This window comes from Kitasatospora sp. NPDC088742, from assembly GCF_055584905.1.
In genome coordinates this window covers 279359-296699 of the sequence record NZ_JBVJLD010000001.1, presented here as the reverse complement: position 1 = coordinate 296699, position 17341 = coordinate 279359, and the positions used below count along the sequence as shown (strand labels likewise).

The window sequence follows — 17341 nt, the reverse complement described above, 5'->3', positions numbered from 1 at the left end:
GTCAGGCGAAAGGGTTGTGGGCGCACCGGGCCGTCAGGCCGCGCAGAACTCGTTGCCCTCCGGGTCGCGCATCACCCACCAGTGACCGGCCGGGCCCTTGTCGAACTCCTGGACCTTGACGGCGCCCAGTGCCTCCAGGCGCGCCACCAGCCCGGCCAGTCCGCCGGGCCCGGCGTGCAGGTCGATGTGCAGGCGGTTCTTCACGGTCTTGGGCTCGGGGACCTGCTGGAAGAGCAGGCGGCGGCCCTTGCCGACCCCGCTCACCGGGTCGAAGGGGTCCTCCGGATGGCGGACCGCGCCGTAGCCGCGGAAGACCTTGCGGCCGCGGTGGTCGGTGACGGCCGCCTCGGGCAGCTGGCCGGCGGCCAGCAACTGCTCGATCAGCTGGCCCGGGTCCTCCACCTCGTACTCCAGGGCCGCGGCCCAGAAGTCCGCCTGGGCGGAGGCGTCGGCGCAGTCGATGACGAGTTTCCAACTCAGTGCCATGCAACCACTTGTATTGGTTACACGGACCCGTCCGCAACCAGAGGGCTGATGCCGTGCTCCCGCACCGGCTCCACCGGAGCGGGCCGCCGGGACGGGCGGTCGAGGGCCCAGGCGGCGGTCGCCATCAGGCAGCCCACGACCGCCAGGCCGGAGCCGACCAGGGTGGGCGAGGTCCAGCCGAGGCCGGCCGACAGGGCCAGGCTGCCGAGGTAGGCGCCCTGCGCGTTGGCCAGGTTGAAGGCGCCTTGCAGGGTGGCCGAGGCCAGGGTCGGGGCGGTGCGGGCCTTCTGCATCACCAGGGTCTGCACCGTCGGCACCACGGCGAAGCCGAACAGGCCGATCAGCACCACCGTCAGCGCCGCCGCCCACGGGGTGCTCGCGGTGAGGGCGAACAGCCCCAGTGCCAGTGCCATCAGCAGGAACGTCGCACTGATCGACGGGCGCAGCGCGCGGTCGGCCGCGTAGCCGCCGATCAGGTTCCCGAGCGTCATCCCGACGCCGAACAGGGCCAGCACCACCGTGACGCCCTGCCCCGAGAAGCCGGAGACCTCGGTGAGCACCGGGGTGATGTAGGTGTAGCAGGCGAACATCCCGGCGCAGCCGGTCACCACCGTGCCGAGGGCCAGCCAGAGCTGGCCGCTGCGGAAGGTGGCCAGCTCGCTGCGGAGCCCCGCCCCGGGCCGGCTGGGCAGTGCGGGCAGCAGCCGGGCCAGGGCCAGCGTGCCGACCGCGCCGGCGCCCACCACCACGAGCATCGCCGCGCGCCACCCGAGGTGCTGGCCCAGCAGGGTGGCGGCCGGCACGCCGAGGATGGTGGCCACGGTGAGGCCGGAGAACATCACCGAGACCGCCCGGGCCCGCAGGTGCGGCGCGGCCAGCTCGGCGGCGGCCACCGCCCCGGCGCCGAAGAAGGCGCCGTGCGGCAGCCCGGTGATCAGCCGGGCGGCGGCGAGCAGCGGGAAGTTCGGGGCCAGCGCGCAGAGCAGGTTCCCCACCGTGAACAGCGCGGACAGGCCGACCAGCACAGCCTTGCGGGGCAGCCGCGCGCACGCGGCGGTGAGCAGCGGGGCGCCGATCACCACCCCGAGCGCGTACATCGAGATCAGCCAGCCCGCCTGCGGCACCGGGACGCCGAGGTCGTCGGCGACCTGCGGGAGCAGGCCCATCGCGGCGAACTCGGTGGTACCGATCGCGAAGGCGGTGAGGGCGAGGGCGACGAGCGCCAACGGCATGACGGGACCAACTCCAGGGGGGTGGGTGTGACGCGGGGCGGTCGCCGCTGACCACCGTTCGAGAATCCGGTGCAGTCTACCGAGCGGCGGCCAGGGCCCTGATCCGGCGCAGTTCGCCGTGGATCTCGGCCAGCGTGCGGCAGTCGGCGGGTGCGGCGCTCGCCGCCGGGCCGGACGAGACCCTCCCGCCGTCCAACTCACTTGCCAGGGAGGCCAGTTCGCCGGTGATCCGGCGGGCGGCGCGCTCCGACGGGTACGGGCGGCCGTGGTCCAGCCGGACGGCGCAGGCGGTGGTCGCGTCGACGATCCGCTCCGCCCCGGCCCCGACCGGCAGCCAGTCGCGGTCCGCCCGCAGCTCGGCGGCGGCGGTCTCGGCGGCGGCCCGCGCCTGGGCCAGCGAACGGTAGGCGGTGCGGCGCAGGGCGTCCCGCTCGGCCCGGCCCGGCCGGCCCGGGGCCAGGACGTGGTCCAGGTACTCCTGGGCGTGCCGCAGCGCGACGGCGTACCGGTGGCCGACCCGGGTGCGGGTGGAGCTGAGCCGGGGCAGGTGGCCGACCAGCAGGACGGCCAGGCAGGCCAGCGCGGTGTCCGCCAGCCGGGCGCCGGCGGCGCTGGTGTCGCCCGCGAGCGAGACGAAGGCCAGCACGGTGACCGTCACCACGGCCGTCTGGGCGGCGAAGTGACGGGCCGCCAGCGGGACCAGCGCCCCGCCGAGGACCGCGGCGGCCACCTCCGCACCGTGCGGCAGCAGCACGGCGGCCAGCAGCACCCCGACGGCCGTCCCGGCGCAGCGGCTGACCACCCGTGAGAACAGCGGCCCGATGTCGGGCTTCACCAGGAACGCGGCGGTGACCGGCAGCCAGTACCAGTACGCGGCCCCGAGCAGCAGCGCGAGCGTGGTCGAGACGGCCACGCAGGCCGCCACCCGCAGCCCGTACTCCCGCCCGGCCGGCCCGGCGGGGTGCGCCCCGGGCCGCACCCGGCGCGGCGGCGCCGCCGGAGCGGCTCCCGTACCCGCGAACGCGAGCGTCGCCTCCAGCACCGCCCGGTCGAACGCCGCCCTGGCCGCACTGTCCGACACCGGCGCCGCCACCGCCCCGGGCACCGCCCCCGCCCGCACCGCCTCAGCCAGCCGCCGCGGCCCCGCCACGATCCGCCCCGGCAGCCGCTCCCCCTCCCACAGCAGCGCCACGCTCGCCTCACAGAGCGCGGCCGCCGCCTCGAACCGCTCCCACAGCCGCCGGGCCTCGACCCCCACGGCCCCGGGACCGCCGGGGCGCGGCGGACCGCCGACCCCCCTTCGGGGTGCCGGCCGCGCCGACGGTCCGTCAGCCGCCGCACCGTCCGCCGGCGGCTGCCCGTCTCCCCCTGACGGACCGTCCGCCCGCCACCCCCGGGGCCACCGCAGGCGCAGGGCCAGGTCCGCCTCGTCCAGCGCACCGGTCAGCCGCCGCCGGGCGGGCTCGGCGCCCGGGGTGCCCGCGGCGGCCAAGGCGTCGGCCAGGGCGTCGAAGACCGCGGCCACGGCGTGCCGCTCGCCGTCCGCGTCGGAGGGGCTGACCGCCAGGCGCAGCAGCAGCTGCCAGAGCGCCCCCGCCAGGAAGGCCGCCGCCATCGCCCACGGCGGGGCCGAGACCGGCATGCCGGCCCCGACCGCCGTGAAGACCAGCAGCTGGACGGCGGCGGCCGACCAGAGCGGCCCCGCCACGCTCACCGCGCCCGAGACCAGCCCGACCACGGTCAGCAGCGGCAGCGCCCACCACCCCGGCACCAGCGCGCCGAAGAACCCGGCCGCCCCGGCCACCGCCGGCAGCCCGATCCGCAGCGCGGCGACCCGCCGCGTCCCCGGGCGGTCGTTGAGCGTGCCGAAGAACGCGCCGAGCCCGGCCGCGATGGCCTCCGCGGGGCGGCCGGTGGCCAGCCCGAGGGCCAGCGCCGGGCCGGTGCCCAGGGCGCCGCGCAGCACCGCGGGCCAGGGTGGCGGGCCGCCGCGCGGCCACCGGAGCGGGTGGGCGAGCCAGACGGGCGGGCGGTGCACCAGGGTCCTCCTCGTTCGACGTGGCCGGGACGGCTGCGGCCGAGCCTAGGAGCCCCGGTTGTCGTCCTCGCTGCGCCGCCGTTACGAGAACGTGACCAACCACTCCCCCGCCGTCCTGCGCCCCGCGCCCGCTCCGCCACCCGCTCCGGTGGAGTCGCGCCACCCACTCCACCGCGTGCGACGATGACAGGACGGCAGCCCCACCCCCGGGCGGTGGTCCACACATGCGAAGTGATGAGCAGGACGGCCTCCTGATGGTCCCGATCGCGACCGCGCTGATCTCCGAGGACGGCCGCATCCTGCACTGGAGCTCGGACGCCGAAGCCCTGCTCGGCTATCCGGCCCGGCAGGCGGTCGGTGCCCGGGCGGCCCAGCTGCTGGTCACCGAGGACCAGCGGCCCGAGGTGCTGGAGCTGTTCCGCCGCATCCTGACGGGCCGCGGCTGGTCGGGCGTCTTCCCGGTGCTGCACCGCAACGGCCACCACGTGAACCTGGAGTTCCGCACCCATCCGGTGCTGGGCCCGGACGGCCGCCCGCTGGTGCTCGCGGTGGCCTCGGACGTGACGGCGGTGCACCGGCTGCACGCGGACCTGGCGGTGCTGGACAGCTTCTTCAGCCAGTCCCCGGTGGGCATGGCGGTGTACGACACCGAGCTGCGCTTCGTCCGGCTCAACGACGCGCTGGCCCGGGCCAACGGCCTGCCGGTGGCGGAGCAGCTCGGCCGCCGGGTCACCGAGGTGCTGCCGGGGATCAACGGCGAGGAGATCGAGGCGGTGATGCGGCACGTGATGGCGACCGGCGAGCCGGTGCTGGACGCCCGCTCGTACGGCCGTACCCCGGGCGATCCCGGCCGCGACCGCGCCTGGTCGGCCTCCTACTTCCGGCTGGACCGCCCCGAAGGCGGGGTGCTCGGGGTGAGCTCGACCATCGTCGACGTCACCGAGCGGTTCCGGGCCGAGGCCCAGGCGGCCCGGGCCCAGCAGCGGCTGGCGCTGCTGAACGAGGCCAGTACCCGGATCGGCACCACCCTCGATCTCGCCCGCACCGCCCAGGAGTTGGCCGAGGTGGCGACCCCGGAACTGGCCGACACCGTGGCGGTGGAGGTGCTGGACACCCTCGCGGCGGGCCAGCCGGCCGAACTGCCCAGCCCCACCGACCGTTCCGCGGTGCTGCGCCGGATGGCCTTCCACTCGGTGCCGGGCTCCGACATGGTGCCGCTCTCCCCGGTCGGCGCGGTGCACCACTACCACCCCTCGGCCCCGTACGCCTGGGCACTGACGCACCGCCGCCCGGTGCTGCTGCCGACCCTGGACGGCGAGGCCTCGCACTGGTTCGCGGACGCGCCCGCCCAGGCGGCGGCGATGCGGGCCGACGGGGTGCACACGATGATGGTGGTGCCGCTGATCGCGCGCGGGGCGGCGGTCGGGATCGCGGTCTTCTACCGGAACCTGACGGACCGTCGGTACGATGCCCAGGACGCGGCCCTGGCCGCGGAGCTGGCCGCCCGGGCAGCCGTGGCGGTGGACAACGCGCTGCTCTACACCCGGGAGCGGGACGCCGCCCGGGCCCGGCAGTTCGCCCTGGAGGAGGCGCACACCGCGCAGCAGCGCCTCGCCCTGCTCAACGAGGCCAGCACCCGGATCGGCACCACCCTCGATCTCGCCCGCACCGCCCAGGAGTTGGTGGAGGTGGTGCTGCCCCGGTTCGCCGACTTCGTCACCGTCGACCTGCTGGAGTCGGTGCTGGAGGGCGAGGAGCCGGCCCCGCCGCCGGCCGACGGGCCGGCCCTGCTGCGGGCGGTGGCGGTCGGCGAGGTGCGCGGCTCGGAGGTGCTGATGGGGGCGGCCGACGACGTCGGCGAGCCCAGCCGATCGGCCAACCTCTATGCGGAGAGCCTGCGTTCGCGCCGTTCGATCCTGGTGGCCGAGGTGGACGAGGCGGCCCTGCACCGGATCGTCGCGGCGCCGGACCGGGTGGAGCCGGGTATGGCGGCGGGCGTGCACTCGTACGTGATGGTGCCGCTGCTGGCGCGCGGAACGGTACTGGGCGGCGCCGAGTTCATCCGGACCGTCAACCCGGAGCCGTTCACCGCCGACGACGTGGCGCTGGCCGAGGAGCTGGCAGCCCGGGCCGCCGTCTGCATCGACAACGCCCGGCTCTACAAGCGGGAGCGGGAGACCGCGCTGACGCTCCAACGGAGCCTGCTGCCGCAGGAGGTGCACCACTCGCTCGGGCTGGAGCTGGCCCACCGCTATCTGCCGAGCAGCGTGGTCAGCGAGGTCGGTGGCGACTGGTTCGACGTGGTGCCGATCGGCAGCGGCCGGGTCGCGCTGATCGTCGGCGACGTGATGGGCCACGGCATCCGGGCCGCCGCCACGATGGGCCAACTCCGGACCGTGGCGAGGACGCTGGCCACCCTCAACCTCGACCCCGCCCGGCTGCTGCGCCGCCTGGACGAGGCCGCCTCGGCGCTCGGCGAGGGCCAGTTCGCGACCTGCGTGTGCGTGGTCTTCGACCCGCTGGACCGCAGCTGCACGGCGGCCTCGGCCGGGCACCTGCCCCCGCTGGTGGCCCCGCCCTCGGGGGAGGCCGAACTGGTCGAGCTGCCCGCCGGGGCTCCGCTGGGCGTGGGCGGGGTGCCGTTCCAGAACCGTGCCTTCACCCTGCCCGAGGACGGCCTGCTGGTGCTCTACACCGACGGCCTGGTGGAGCGGCGCGACCACGACATCGACCACGGGATCGAACTGCTGCGCCGCGCCGTGACCGGCCGTCGGGGCAGCCTGGAGCGCACCTGCGACGCGCTGCTCGCGGCCCTGGACGCCCCGGCCGGGCAGGACGACGTCGCCGTCCTGCTGGCCCGGGCCCGTCCGGTCGGCCCGGACCGCTACGCCGTCATGCCGCTGGCCGCGGACCGGGCCGTGGTCGGCCGGGCCCGGCACTTCACCCGCGAGGTGCTCGTCGCCTGGGGCCTCGGCGGCCTGGCCGACCACGCGGAGCTGCTGACCAGCGAGCTGATCACCAACGCCCTGGTGCACGCGGGCCGCCCGTTCGAGCTGCGGATCTTCCGCGACCGGATGGTCACCGTCGAGGTCACCGACGTGGACGCCCGGCCGCCGCGCCTGCGGGTGGCCGAGGACGCCGACGAGGGCGGGCGCGGGATGTACCTCGTCAACGAGCTCTCCCACCGCTGGGGCACCCGCGTCACCGACACCGGCAAGGTCGTCTGGTACGAACTGGAACTCCCCGCGGGCGGCTGACGAGACGTCACCCACCCGCGGGTCGTCCCGCCGGCTACTGCGGCGTCACGTACGCACCCGAGATGCCGCCGTCCACCAGGAAGGTGTTCGCCGTCATGAAGGACGAGTCGTCGCTCGCCAGGAAGGCCACCGCCGCCGCGATCTCCGACGGCTCGGCGAAGCGGCCGAGCGGGATGTGCACCAGGCGGCGGGCCGCCCGCTCCGGGTCCTTGGCGAAGAGCTCCTGGAGCAGCGGCGTGTTCACCGGCCCGGGGCAGAGCGCGTTGATCCGGATGCCCTCCCGGGCGAACTGCACGCCCAGCTCGCGGCTCATCGCCAGCACCCCGCCCTTGGAGGCGCTGTAGGAGATCTGCGAGGTGGCCGCGCCCATCACCGCGACGAACGAGGCGGTGTTGATGATCGAGCCCTTGCCCTGCCGCTGCATGTGCGGGATGGCGTACTTGCAGCAGAGGTAGACGCTCTTCAGGTTGACGTCCTGGACGCGCTGCCAGGCCTCCACGCCGGTGGTGAGGATGGAGTCGTCGTCGGGCGGCGAGATGCCCGCGTTGTTGAAGGCGATGTCCAGGCTGCCGTAGGTGTCCACGGCGGTCTGGTACATCTGGCGGACGGCCTCCTCGTCCGTCACGTCCGCGCGGATGAACAGCCCGCCGACCTCGTTGGCCGCCTTCTCCCCGCTCTCCTCGTCCAGGTCCACGCAGACGACCTTGGCGCCCTCGGCGGCGAACCGCCGGGCGGTGGCCAGGCCGATGCCGCTGCCTGCGCCGGTGATGACGGCCACCCGGCCGTCCAGACGGTTGCTCATCCGACTACTCCTGATCCGTTGCGATGAAGACGTTCTTGGTCTCGGTGAAGGCGTGCAGGGCGTCCGGCCCGAGCTCCCGGCCGAGGCCGGACTGCTTGAAGCCGCCGAAGGGGGTCGAATAGCGCACCGAGGAGTGCGAGTTGACCGAGAGGTTGCCGGCCTCGACGGCGCGGGCGACCCGCAGGGCGCGGCCGACGTCCCTGGTCCAGATGGAGCCGGAGAGGCCGTACTCGGTGGCGTTGGCGATCCGCACCGCGTCCTCCTCGTCGCGGAACGGGACCACCGTCACCACCGGCCCGAAGATCTCCTCGGTGAAGGCGGGGTCGTCGTGCCGGACCGGCGCGAGCACCGTCGGCGGGTACCAGAAGCCCGGCCCGTCGGGGCAACTCCCGGTGAAGGCGGGCTCCTTGACGTAGGAGGCGACCCGCTCGCGCTGGGCGGCCGAGATCAGCGGGCCCATCTCGCTCTTCTCGTCGGCCGGGTCACCGACCCGCACCGCGCGCACGGCCCGCTCGAAGCCGGCCATGAACTCGTCCAGCACGGTGGCCTGCACCAGGATCCGCGAACGGGCGCAGCAGTCCTGCCCGGCGTTGTCGAAGACCGCGTACGGGGCGGTAGCCGCCGCCTTGGCGAGGTCCGCGTCGGCGAACACGATGTTGGCGCTCTTGCCGCCCAACTCCAGTGTCACCGGCTTGACTTGCGCCGCGCACCCGGCGGCGACCCGCTTGCCCACCGCGGTGGAGCCGGTGAAGACCACCTTGCGCACGTCCGGGTGGGTGACGAAGCGCTCGCCGACCACCGGGCCGCGCCCGGGCAGCACCTGGAACACGTCCTCCGGGAGGCCGGCCCGCCGGGCCAGTTCGGCCAGCCGCAGGGCGGTGAGCGGGGTGAGCTCGGCGGGCTTGAGGACCACGGTGTTGCCGGCCGCCAGGGCCGGGGCGAAGCCCCAGGCGGCGATCGGCATCGGGAAGTTCCACGGCACGATGATCCCGACCACGCCGAGCGGTTCCTGGAAGGTCAGGTCCACACCGCCGGCCGCCGGGATCTGACGGCCGAACAGGCGCTCGGGGGCGGCCGCGTAGTACTCGATCACGTCCCGGGCGTTGCCCGCCTCCCAGCGGGCGTTGCCCACGGTGTGCCCGGCGTTGGCCACCTCCAGCCGGGCCAGCTCCTCCCGGTCGGCGTCCACGGCGGCGGCGAAGGCGCGCAGCAGCCGGGCCCGGTCGGCCGGGGCGACCTTGCGCCAGCCCTCGAAGGCGGCCTTGGCCCGGGCGACGGCGGCGTCGGTCTCGGCCAGGGTGGTCATCGGGACGGTGGCGATCACCTCCTCGGTGGCGGGGTTGACGACCTCGTACAGGTCGGGCTCTCCGGTCACTGCATGCTCTCCTCGGTAGACGGACGGGACTTCACAGGCGTTCGAACCCCCGGCGGCGCTCCCAGTCCGTCACCGCCGCGTCGTAGGCGGCGAGTTCGACCCGCCCGGCGTGCACGTAGTGCCGCACCACGCCCTTGCCGAAGGCGAGCGCCGCGGCCTCGCTCGCCTCGAAGGCGGCCACCGCGTCGCGCAGCGTGGACGGCACCCGGGGGGCGTCGGAGGCGTAGGCGTTGCCGGTGAACTCCGGTTCCAGGGCGAGCTGGTGCTCCACCCCGTGCAGTCCGGCGGCGATCAGCGCGGCCAGTGCCAGGTAGGGGTTGACGTCCCCGCCGGGCACCCGGTTCTCGAACCGCAGCGAGGGGCCGTGGCCGACCACCCGCAGCGCGCAGGTCCGGTTGTCCCGGCCCCAGGCGATGGCGGTGGGGGCGAAGCTGCCGGGGACGTAGCGCTTGTAGGAGTTGACGGTCGGTGCCAGCAGCAGGGCGAACTCGCCCAGGCAGGCCAGCTGTCCGGCCAGGAAGTGCTCCATGGTGCGGGAGAAGCCGTACGGGCCGTCACCGGCGAAGACCGGGGTGCCCTGTTCGTCGCGCAGGCTCAGGTGGACGTGGCAGGAGTTGCCCTCGCGCTCGTCGTACTTGGCCATGAAGGTGAGGCTGTAGCCGGCCTGGTCGGCGATCTCCTTGGCGCCGGTCTTGTAGACCGCGTGGTCGTCGCAGGTGGTCAGCGCCGGGCCGTACTTGAAGGCGATCTCGTGCTGGCCGAGGTTGCACTCGCCCTTGGCGGACTCCACGGTGAGCCCGGCCCCGGCCATCTCGTTGCGCAGCCGGCGCAGCAGCGGCTCGATCCTGGAGGTGCCCAGGATGGAGTAGTCGACGTTGTACTGGTTGACCGGGGTGAGGCCGAAGTAGCTCTTGTCCCAGGCCTGTTCGTAGCTGTCCTTGAAGACGATGAACTCCAGCTCGGTGCCGGCGTAGGCCTGCCAGCCGTAGCCGGCCAGCCGGTCCAGCTGGCGCTGGAGCACCTGGCGCGGGGAGACCGGGACGGGGGTGCCGTCCTGCTGGAGCACGTCGCACTGGACCATCGCGGTGGCCGGGTGCCAGGGCACCATCCGCAGGGTGGCGAAATCGGGCCTCATCACGAAGTCGCCGTAGCCGGTCTCCCAGGAGGAGACCTCGTAGCCGTCCACGGTGTTCATGTCGACGTCGACCGCGAGCAGGTAGCCGCAGCCCTCGGCGGCGTGGCCGGCCACCTCGTCCAGGAAGTGGCCGGCGGCGATCCGCTTGCCCTGGAGGCGCCCCTGCATGTCGGTGAGGGCGAGCACCACGGTGTCCACGGAGCCGTCGGCGACCAGCTCGCGCAGCCGTTCGAGGGTGAGGCGGGGGCTGCTCATCGGTTCTCCAAAGCGCTTGCGCGGTCGGCCGGTTCGTCCTCGGCGGTCACCTTCGGGCCGGTGAACCAGTGCCGGGCCGACACCAGCCACCAGACCCCGGCGAAGCCGAGCACGGCCGCCACCGCGACGGGGGTGTAGTTGAAGTTGGCGGCGGTGACCGGGCTGACGGTGGGCAGCATGAACAGCACCGAGATCAGCGCCGTCCAGCCGACCGCCACGCTACCGATCAGCTTGCTCCACCGGCCCAGGTGCCACGGGCCGCGCTCGAAGGCGTCACCCTGACGGAGTCTCAGGAACACCGGTACGACGTAGGCGATGTACAGCCCGATGACGGAGATCGAGGTGACGGCCGCGTAGGCGGTGGCGTTCCAGAGGTTCTGCGCGCCCAGCAGGAACGCTCCGCCGGTGGCCAGCCAGACGGCGGCGGTCGGGGTCTGGGTCCGGGGGTTGATCCGGTGCCAGATCCGCGAACCGGGCAGTGCGCCGTCCCGCGAGAAGGCGTAGATCATGCGGGAGTTGGCGGTCACCGAGGCCATCCCGCAGAAGAACTGGGCGCCGATCACGATCAGCAGCAGCAGCTTCGCCCCGGTCGGGCCGACGGCGTCCAGGAAGATCTGCGCGGGCGGCACCCCGGTCGAGGTCCCGGTCACGCCCTCGTAGTCGGTGATCGCGAAGGTCAGCCCGAGCAGCAGCACCCAGCCGGCCACCAGCGAGACCAGCACCGAGTTGACGATGCCCTTCGGCCCGGAGCGGGCGGCGTCCCTGGTCTCCTCGGTCATGTGGGCGGAGGCGTCGTAGCCGGTCAGGGTGTACTGGGCCAGCAGCAGGCCGAGCATCGAGACGTAGAAACCGCTGGAGAAACCGGTGTTGTTGACGAACTTGGTGAACACGAAGGAGGCGGAGGCGTGTTCGGACGGCAGCAGCACCAGCGCGCCGACGATCACCGCCACGCCGGCCACGTGCCACCAGACGCTCACCGTGTTGAGCAGGGCCACCAGCTTCACGCCGCGGGTGTTGAGCAGCCCGTGCAGCAGCAGGATCACCGCGAACAGCACCATGGTGTGCTCGGTGGTGGCGGCGTAGCCCCACTGGAGGTCCAGGAACGCGTTGGTGAAGAACGCGGCCCCGAAGTCCACCCCGGCGGTGACGGCCACCTGGCCCATGAAGTTGAAGTAGCCGGTGAACCAGGAGGCCGCCGCGCCGTTGCGGCGGGCCAGCTTGGCGGCCCAGTAGTACAGGCCGCCCGCGGTGGGGTAGCTGGAGCAGATCTCGGCCATCGACAGAGCGACGCAGAGCGTCATCAGGCCGACCACCGGCCAGCCCCAGGTGATCAGGGCCGGGCCGCCGGTGTTGAGGCCGAAGCCGTAGAGGGTCAGGCAGCCGGAGAGGATGGAGACGATCGAGAAGGAGACGGCGAAGTTGGCGAAGCCCGACATGGAGCGGGCCAGCTCCTGGGTGTAGCCGAGCTGCCGTAGCCGGTGCTCGTCGTCGGTGGTGTGGTGCTCAGGGCTGTGCTCAGGGCTGTGCTCTGAAGGCATGCGCACCCCTTGGGGGTTGAGGGGTTCGGGAGAGAGCCGAAACGTGCGCCCACGTCATCGTGGCGGCCAAAGGACCGGTTTCAGACCTTTGGCGTGGGCAGCATGTTTCCCTTCCCCTGATCCCCCGTCAAGAGCCGGTGGCTCAGCGCTCGACGAATCAGCGCTCGACGACCGCCCCGCCGAACTCCGCGACCGCCGCGTCCACGATCCCGCTCAGCTGCGCGTGGTGCGCCCCGCGCCAGTACACCTGCTCGCAGTCCCCGCACTGGGCGTAGACGTCGTAGGACCGCTCGGTCCCGTCCCGCAGCTGCTCGCGCACCTCGGCCTTGTCCGCCGCCCGGAGCACACCGTTGCAGCTGGTGCACCGGGTCCACGGCGCGAGCGGGGGCGCGAACCGGGAGAGCACGTCGCGCAGTTGCTCGGCGGGGCGGTGGCTGTAGACGTACGCCCCCGCCCAGAGCTCGCGCCGGTGCAGCAGCCCCCGGTCCCGCGAGAGCATCACCCGCTGCTCGGCCGCCGAACGCGTCGCCAGTGCCGGGTCCCCGATGTCCAGGCTCTCGTACGCCGCGTCCACCCCGAGCAGGCGCAGCCGACGGGCCAGCGTGCCCAGGTGCACGTCCAGCAGGAAGCGCGGCGGGCCGGGCAGCGGCTGCGGCCTGACGACCGCTCGGACGGCGATCCGCTCGCCGTCCACCGGCACGTGCGAGGAGGCCAGCGCCTCGCCGGCCTCCGTCTCGAACGCGCCGACCTCGGTCAGCGGTACGCCGAGCGACTCCACCACGTGCCCGAGCGTCGAGGACCCGTCGGTCCTCACCTCGGACCAGCCGCCTCGGCGGGGGTTGCTCACGAACACGTGCAGCTCGGCGGCGAAGTCGATCGAGATCTCGGGCTTGTCCACGGGAGCAGCATGCCAGCACCACCCCTCTCCCCGCCCCGCCTTTTCACCACCCGGACCCCCCGCCCGCCCCGGCCCTCGGAACCGTCCTTCACCCCTCCCCCTTCCCTGGGCACCTACCCTCCCCTCATCCCGTCCCTCCCGTCCTCCCACCCCACCGTCCTTCACCCCTCCCCCTTCGCTCTGTACCATCCCTCCCGTGGCTGACGAGGGTGTGGACTGGCGGAGCGCGGCCGTCCTGCGCCCCGTGCGGACGGGGAACGCCTTCGAGGAGACCGTCGAGCGCATCCTGGCCGCCCTCAAGCTCGGCGTCTTCGCCCACGGCGACCGTCTCCCGCCCGAGCGCGAGCTCGCCGTCCGGCTGAACGTCAGCCGCGAGACCCTGCGCGAGGCGCTCCGCTCGCTCCAGCAGGCCGGCTGCGTCGAACCGCGCCGCGGCCGCTACGGCGGCACCTTCGTCACCTACCGCCTCCCCCCGCCCGACCTGGGCCAACTCCGGCGCGCCGTCCAGGACATGGGCGCCGAGCTGGAGGACGCCCTGACGTACCGTCTGGTCCTGGAGACCGGGGCCTCCGAGCAGGCCGCCCGCCGCCCGCTCACCCCCGCCCAGCGCGAACGGCTGGAGCGGCGGCTGGCCGACCTGGAGGGCTGCGACCCGGCCGACTACCGCCAGCTCGACTCGCGCTTCCACCTGGCCATCGCCGAGCTCACCGGCTCGCCCTCGCTGGCCGCCGGGGTGGCGGCCGGCCGGATGCGGCTGAACGACCTGCTCAACGCCATCCCGGTGCTCGGCCGCAACATCGAACACGCCTCGGAGCAGCACCGCGCCATGGTCCGGGCCATCCTCGACGGGGACGTACCGGCCGCCCGCCGCACCACCGAGGAGCACCTGGAGGCCACCGCCGCCCTGCTCCGGGGATTCCTGGGGTAGGCCGGCCGGAGCGTCAGTGCTCGTGGGCCGGCTGGTGCTGCTGCCCCCTGACCACCAGATGGTCGAGCAGCTCCCGGGTGGCTTCGGCGACCGCCTCCACCGCCCGCTCGAAGGCCTCCTGGTTGTGCGCGGCGGGCGCCCGGAAGCCGGACACCTTCCGGACGTACTGCAGGGCGGCGGCGTGGATGTCGTCCTCGGTGACCTCGGGGGTGACCGGGGCGCGCAGCGTCTTGATCGATCGGCACATGGTTCCAGTCTGCGCCGCGCCCCTGACAGGTGACAGGGGGTGATCGCCGCCTGGCCGGGGTACCGTGGCCGGGTAACTCTTGACGCATGATCACCCCCGGACAGCAGCAGGAGGAACCGTGGAGACGTGGGCCACCTGGACCACTCAGGGCATCCATGCCGGGCACGGCGGCGTGCACACCGAGGAGCTCGGCGCGATCACCGGCAATCTGACGCTTCACACCACCTGGGTGGAGGGGCAGGTGAAGATCACCGTCCAGTACACCGGCGCGCAGGACTGGTTCACCGTGCTCGGCAGCCCGCTCCCCGCCGCCGACGAGACGACCGCCCGCAATCTGCACCAGGCCATGGTCGAGGCCACCAAGACGGGGAACGCCCGCGCCCCGCAGCTCTGACCACTCATCCCCTACCCCCTTTCCCCTCTCGCCAAGGCCCCCCGCCGGCGATCATCAGACCGTTCGTCAACTGCTAGTCTGTGCACGCCAACGGGGGGCTTTGGCCTGTTCCGCACCGGTCTGTCGGGCGCGGACGCGCTTTCGCGCGCCCCGTCACGTCCGAGAGCCCGGGAGCTCCCTTGTCGCTGCGCACCAGCCGCCGCCACGTCCTGCCCTTCGCCGCCGTCGCCGTCGCCGCCTCGCTCCTCGCGGGCGTCGCGCAGGCCGACACCTCCACCCCGGCCGACCCCAAGCTGATCGCCGACCTCGACGCGATCCTCGCCACCCCGGCGCTGGCCAACGCGCAGGCCGGTGTCCAGGTCATCGACACCACCACCGGCCAGGTGGTCTACCAGCGCGGGCAGGGCGCGCTGCTCACCCCGGCCTCGGTGCTCAAGACCGTCACCACCGCGGCCGCCCTCGACCTGCTGGGCGAGAACCACGTGTTCACCACCCAGGTCCTCACCTCCGGCACCCGTTACGGCTCCGTCCTGGTCGGCGACATCGTGCTGCGCGGCGGCGGCGACCCGAGCCTGCGCCCGGCGGACCTGGACGCGCTGGCCAAGCAGGTGGCCGCGGCCGGCATCACCACCATCACCGGCCGGGTCCTCACCGACGCCACCCGCTACGACTCGGTGCCGCTCGGCCCGGGCTGGGCCTGGGACGACGAGCCGTACTCCTACAGCCCGCAGATCTCCGCGCTGACCATCGCGCCGGACTCCGAGTACTCGATGGACACCGTCAAGGTGACCGTCACCCCGACCACCGCCGGCCAGCCCGCCAAGGTCACCACCTTCCCGGCCGAGGCCCCGGTGAAGTTCACCGGCCAGATCACCACCGGCGCGGCCGGCTCCGGCAACTCCAGCGGCGTCGAGCGCAAGCGCGGCGTCAACGAGATCGCCCTGACCGGCAGCCTGGCCGCCAACGCCGCCCCGGTCGACTCCCTGGTCACCGTCGAGGGCCCGGCCGCCTACACCGGCGAGGTCTTCAACGGCGCCCTGGAGCGGGCCGGCGTGGGCGTGGTCCGCCCGGCCAAGGCCGCCACCGGCACCGAGACCACCCAGCCGCTGGCCGCGCACGACTCCGAGCCGCTCGGCAAGCTGATCGTCCCGATGCTCAAGATCAGCAACAACGGCATCGCCGAGCACCTGATCAAGGAGATCGGCAAGGTCAAGGGCGGTGCGGGCACCTGGGGCACCGGCTCCGCCCAGGTCAACGGCTTCCTCAAGACCAACGGCCTGGAGCTCCCGACGGGCCGTCAGGTGGACGGCTCCGGCCTCTCCCGCTACGACCTGGTCACCCCGGGCAAGCTCACCTCCCTGCTCGACCTGGCCACCCACAAGCCGTGGTTCAAGACCTGGTACGACGCCCTCCCGGTCGCCGGCAACCAGGAGCGCATGGTCGGCGGCACCCTGGCCGCCCGCATGCGCGGCACCGCCGCCGAGAACAACGTGCACGCCAAGAGCGGCTCGATGAGCGGCGTCGACAACCTGATCGGCTACGCCACCGCCCCCGACGGCCGCCGCCTGGCCTTCAGCGCGATGCTCAACAACTTCCCGGGCGCCCGCCCGCGCTTCGTCCTGGACGCCATCGCCGTCCGCCTGGCCACCGGCCCGGCCCCGGTCGCGTCCACCCCGACCCAGGCCCCGGCGAAGGGTTCCGCGAACGCCCCGGCCAACGCCCCGGCCGCCCGCTCCTTCCAGGCGCCGTCCTCCGCCTCGCCCGAGGCGGCCCTTGTCCCGGCCACCCGCTGGGAGGAGTGCGAGACCCTCGGCCGCTGCTGAGCGCCCCTCGCGCCTCCCCCCGCGCCCCTGACCGGGCCTGACGCTCCGTAACCGGGCCCTGCCGAACTTCGTTTGGCAGGGCCCGCTCGCCTATTCGTCAGGAGACAGACCATGTCCGGTGCACGGGCCATGCTGCACACCGCCCGGAGCCACCTCGGCTACCGCGAGGGCGCGGGCAACCGCAACCGCTTCTCCACCGCGATGGGCCGCCAGGCCGAGAGCTGGTGCGCCGACTTCGTCTCCGCCGTCGCCGCCGAGAGCGGCAACGCCGCGCTCTACCCCGACACCGCCTCCTGTTCCACCGCCCGCGACTGGTTCGCCCGCCGCAGCCGCCTCTCCGCCTACCCCGCCATCGGCGCCCAGGTCCTCTTCGGCACCTCCAACGGCCCCTACGGCCCCGGCGGCGAACACACCGGCCTGGTCACCGCCTACACCACCGACACCATCACCGTCATCGCCGGCAACACCAACGACGACGGCTCCGCCAACGGCGACGGCGTCTACCAGCGCACCTACCAGCGCCGCTCCGCCTACGTCGACTCCTACGGCTACCCCGACTTCCCCGAGGGCCTGGTCTGCGCCGACCCGGCCTGGCGCGACCGCCCCGGCACCACCTGGTTCGGCCAGCAGGCCGACGAGTCCGACCTCCCCACCCCCCTGATCCCCCGTCAGGTCGTCATCGACGGCCACCCCTACGGCCCCGGCTCCCACGGCCCCCACATCACCACCATGGGCCGCCTCCTCACCGCCGCCGGCTGCTCCCAGTACTCCGTCGGCCCCGGCCCCGACTGGGGCCCCGCCGACACCGCCTCCATGCGCGCCTACCAACTCCACATCGGCGACACCGGCCCCGAAGCCGACGGCATCCCCGGCCCCCGCCAACTCCACCGCCTCCAAACCGAGTTCGGCGACCGCATCTGATCCACCGCCGCA

The 17341-nt window shown here is 73.8% G+C and carries 14 protein-coding genes; 5 read left to right on the top strand and 9 right to left on the bottom strand.

The window, feature by feature from the left end; translation table 11 throughout:
- Positions 1-33: 33 nt before the first annotated feature.
- From ACZ6ZR_RS01220 to ACZ6ZR_RS01210, 3 genes are all read right to left on the bottom strand, one after another.
- Complete coding sequence (locus ACZ6ZR_RS01220) at positions 34-486, bottom strand: VOC family protein (protein WP_465638094.1); 453 nt, start codon at positions 484-486, stop codon at positions 34-36.
- A gap of 17 nt (positions 487-503) precedes the next feature.
- A complete protein-coding gene (locus ACZ6ZR_RS01215; RefSeq protein WP_465638092.1) occupies positions 504-1718 on the bottom strand; it encodes an MFS transporter in 1215 nt (404 codons plus the stop codon).
- A gap of 76 nt (positions 1719-1794) precedes the next feature.
- Positions 1795-3756 (bottom strand): FUSC family protein, encoded by a 1962-nt coding sequence (locus ACZ6ZR_RS01210; RefSeq protein ID WP_465638090.1) that lies wholly within the window; start codon positions 3754-3756, stop codon positions 1795-1797.
- Between the two features lie 224 nt (positions 3757-3980).
- On the opposite strand from ACZ6ZR_RS01210, the gene ACZ6ZR_RS01205 reads away from it, so the two are divergent.
- Positions 3981-7013 (top strand): SpoIIE family protein phosphatase, encoded by a 3033-nt coding sequence (locus tag ACZ6ZR_RS01205; protein WP_465638088.1) that lies wholly within the window; start codon positions 3981-3983, stop codon positions 7011-7013.
- Positions 7014-7047: 34 nt separating this feature from the next.
- Here ACZ6ZR_RS01205 and ACZ6ZR_RS01200 read toward each other — a convergent pair whose 3' ends face one another.
- The 5 genes from ACZ6ZR_RS01200 to ACZ6ZR_RS01180 form a co-directional block, all read right to left on the bottom strand.
- Complete coding sequence (locus ACZ6ZR_RS01200; RefSeq protein WP_465638086.1) at positions 7048-7815, bottom strand: 3-oxoacyl-ACP reductase; 768 nt, start codon at positions 7813-7815, stop codon at positions 7048-7050.
- A 4-nt stretch (positions 7816-7819) separates the two neighbouring features.
- Entirely contained in the window at positions 7820-9121 is a 1302-nt protein-coding gene (locus ACZ6ZR_RS01195) for an aldehyde dehydrogenase family protein (protein ID WP_465638486.1), read from the bottom strand.
- Between the two features lie 100 nt (positions 9122-9221).
- On the bottom strand, positions 9222-10580 hold the full coding sequence (locus ACZ6ZR_RS01190) for a glutamine synthetase family protein (RefSeq protein ID WP_465638084.1): 1359 nt from the start codon (positions 10578-10580) through the stop codon (positions 9222-9224).
- Positions 10577-12118: an amino acid permease gene (locus tag ACZ6ZR_RS01185; RefSeq protein ID WP_465638083.1), complete on the bottom strand. Its 1542-nt coding sequence runs from the start codon at positions 12116-12118 to the stop codon at positions 10577-10579. Before ACZ6ZR_RS01185 ends, ACZ6ZR_RS01190 begins: the two co-directional genes overlap by 4 nt.
- Positions 12119-12275: 157 nt before the next feature.
- On the bottom strand, positions 12276-13016 hold the full coding sequence (locus ACZ6ZR_RS01180; RefSeq protein ID WP_465638081.1) for a Mut7-C RNAse domain-containing protein: 741 nt from the start codon (positions 13014-13016) through the stop codon (positions 12276-12278).
- A 196-nt stretch (positions 13017-13212) separates the two neighbouring features.
- On the opposite strand from ACZ6ZR_RS01180, the gene ACZ6ZR_RS01175 reads away from it, so the two are divergent.
- Complete coding sequence (locus ACZ6ZR_RS01175) at positions 13213-13944, top strand: FadR/GntR family transcriptional regulator (protein WP_465638079.1); 732 nt, start codon at positions 13213-13215, stop codon at positions 13942-13944.
- A 13-nt stretch (positions 13945-13957) separates the two neighbouring features.
- Here the strand turns inward: ACZ6ZR_RS01175 and ACZ6ZR_RS01170 are convergent, their stop codons facing one another.
- Positions 13958-14191: a DUF2277 domain-containing protein gene (locus ACZ6ZR_RS01170; RefSeq protein WP_465638077.1), complete on the bottom strand. Its 234-nt coding sequence runs from the start codon at positions 14189-14191 to the stop codon at positions 13958-13960.
- 118 nt (positions 14192-14309) lie between these two features.
- Here ACZ6ZR_RS01170 and ACZ6ZR_RS01165 point away from each other — a divergent pair, with 118 nt between their 5' ends.
- From ACZ6ZR_RS01165 to ACZ6ZR_RS01155, 3 genes are all read left to right on the top strand, one after another.
- Positions 14310-14585, top strand: a complete 276-nt coding sequence (locus tag ACZ6ZR_RS01165) for a hypothetical protein (RefSeq protein WP_465638075.1) — start codon at positions 14310-14312, stop codon at positions 14583-14585.
- Positions 14586-14764: 179 nt separating this feature from the next.
- Complete coding sequence (gene dacB, locus ACZ6ZR_RS01160; protein ID WP_465638073.1) at positions 14765-16408, top strand: D-alanyl-D-alanine carboxypeptidase/D-alanyl-D-alanine endopeptidase; 1644 nt, start codon at positions 14765-14767, stop codon at positions 16406-16408.
- Positions 16409-16519: 111 nt separating this feature from the next.
- Positions 16520-17329: a peptidoglycan-binding protein gene (locus tag ACZ6ZR_RS01155; RefSeq protein ID WP_465638072.1), complete on the top strand. Its 810-nt coding sequence runs from the start codon at positions 16520-16522 to the stop codon at positions 17327-17329.
- The last annotated feature ends 12 nt before the right edge of the window (positions 17330-17341 follow it).

Bases quoted from the DNA above. Each gene is read 5' to 3' on its own strand.
- ACZ6ZR_RS01220 (WP_465638094.1), bottom strand. From the start codon at position 486: ATGGCACTGAGTTGGAAACTCGTCATCGACTGCGCCGACGCCTCCGCC.
- ACZ6ZR_RS01215 (WP_465638092.1), bottom strand. From the start codon at position 1,718: ATGCCGTTGGCGCTCGTCGCCCTCGCCCTCACCGCCTTCGCGATCGGT.
- ACZ6ZR_RS01205 (WP_465638088.1), top strand. From the start codon at position 3,981: ATGCGAAGTGATGAGCAGGACGGCCTCCTGATGGTCCCGATCGCGACC.
- ACZ6ZR_RS01200 (WP_465638086.1), bottom strand. From the start codon at position 7,815: ATGAGCAACCGTCTGGACGGCCGGGTGGCCGTCATCACCGGCGCAGGC.
- ACZ6ZR_RS01195 (WP_465638486.1), bottom strand. From the start codon at position 9,121: ATGACCACCCTGGCCGAGACCGACGCCGCCGTCGCCCGGGCCAAGGCC.
- ACZ6ZR_RS01190 (WP_465638084.1), bottom strand. From the start codon at position 10,580: ATGAGCAGCCCCCGCCTCACCCTCGAACGGCTGCGCGAGCTGGTCGCC.
- ACZ6ZR_RS01185 (WP_465638083.1), bottom strand. From the start codon at position 12,118: ATGCCTTCAGAGCACAGCCCTGAGCACAGCCCTGAGCACCACACCACC.
- ACZ6ZR_RS01170 (WP_465638077.1), bottom strand. From the start codon at position 14,191: ATGTGCCGATCGATCAAGACGCTGCGCGCCCCGGTCACCCCCGAGGTC.
- ACZ6ZR_RS01155 (WP_465638072.1), top strand. From the start codon at position 16,520: ATGTCCGGTGCACGGGCCATGCTGCACACCGCCCGGAGCCACCTCGGC.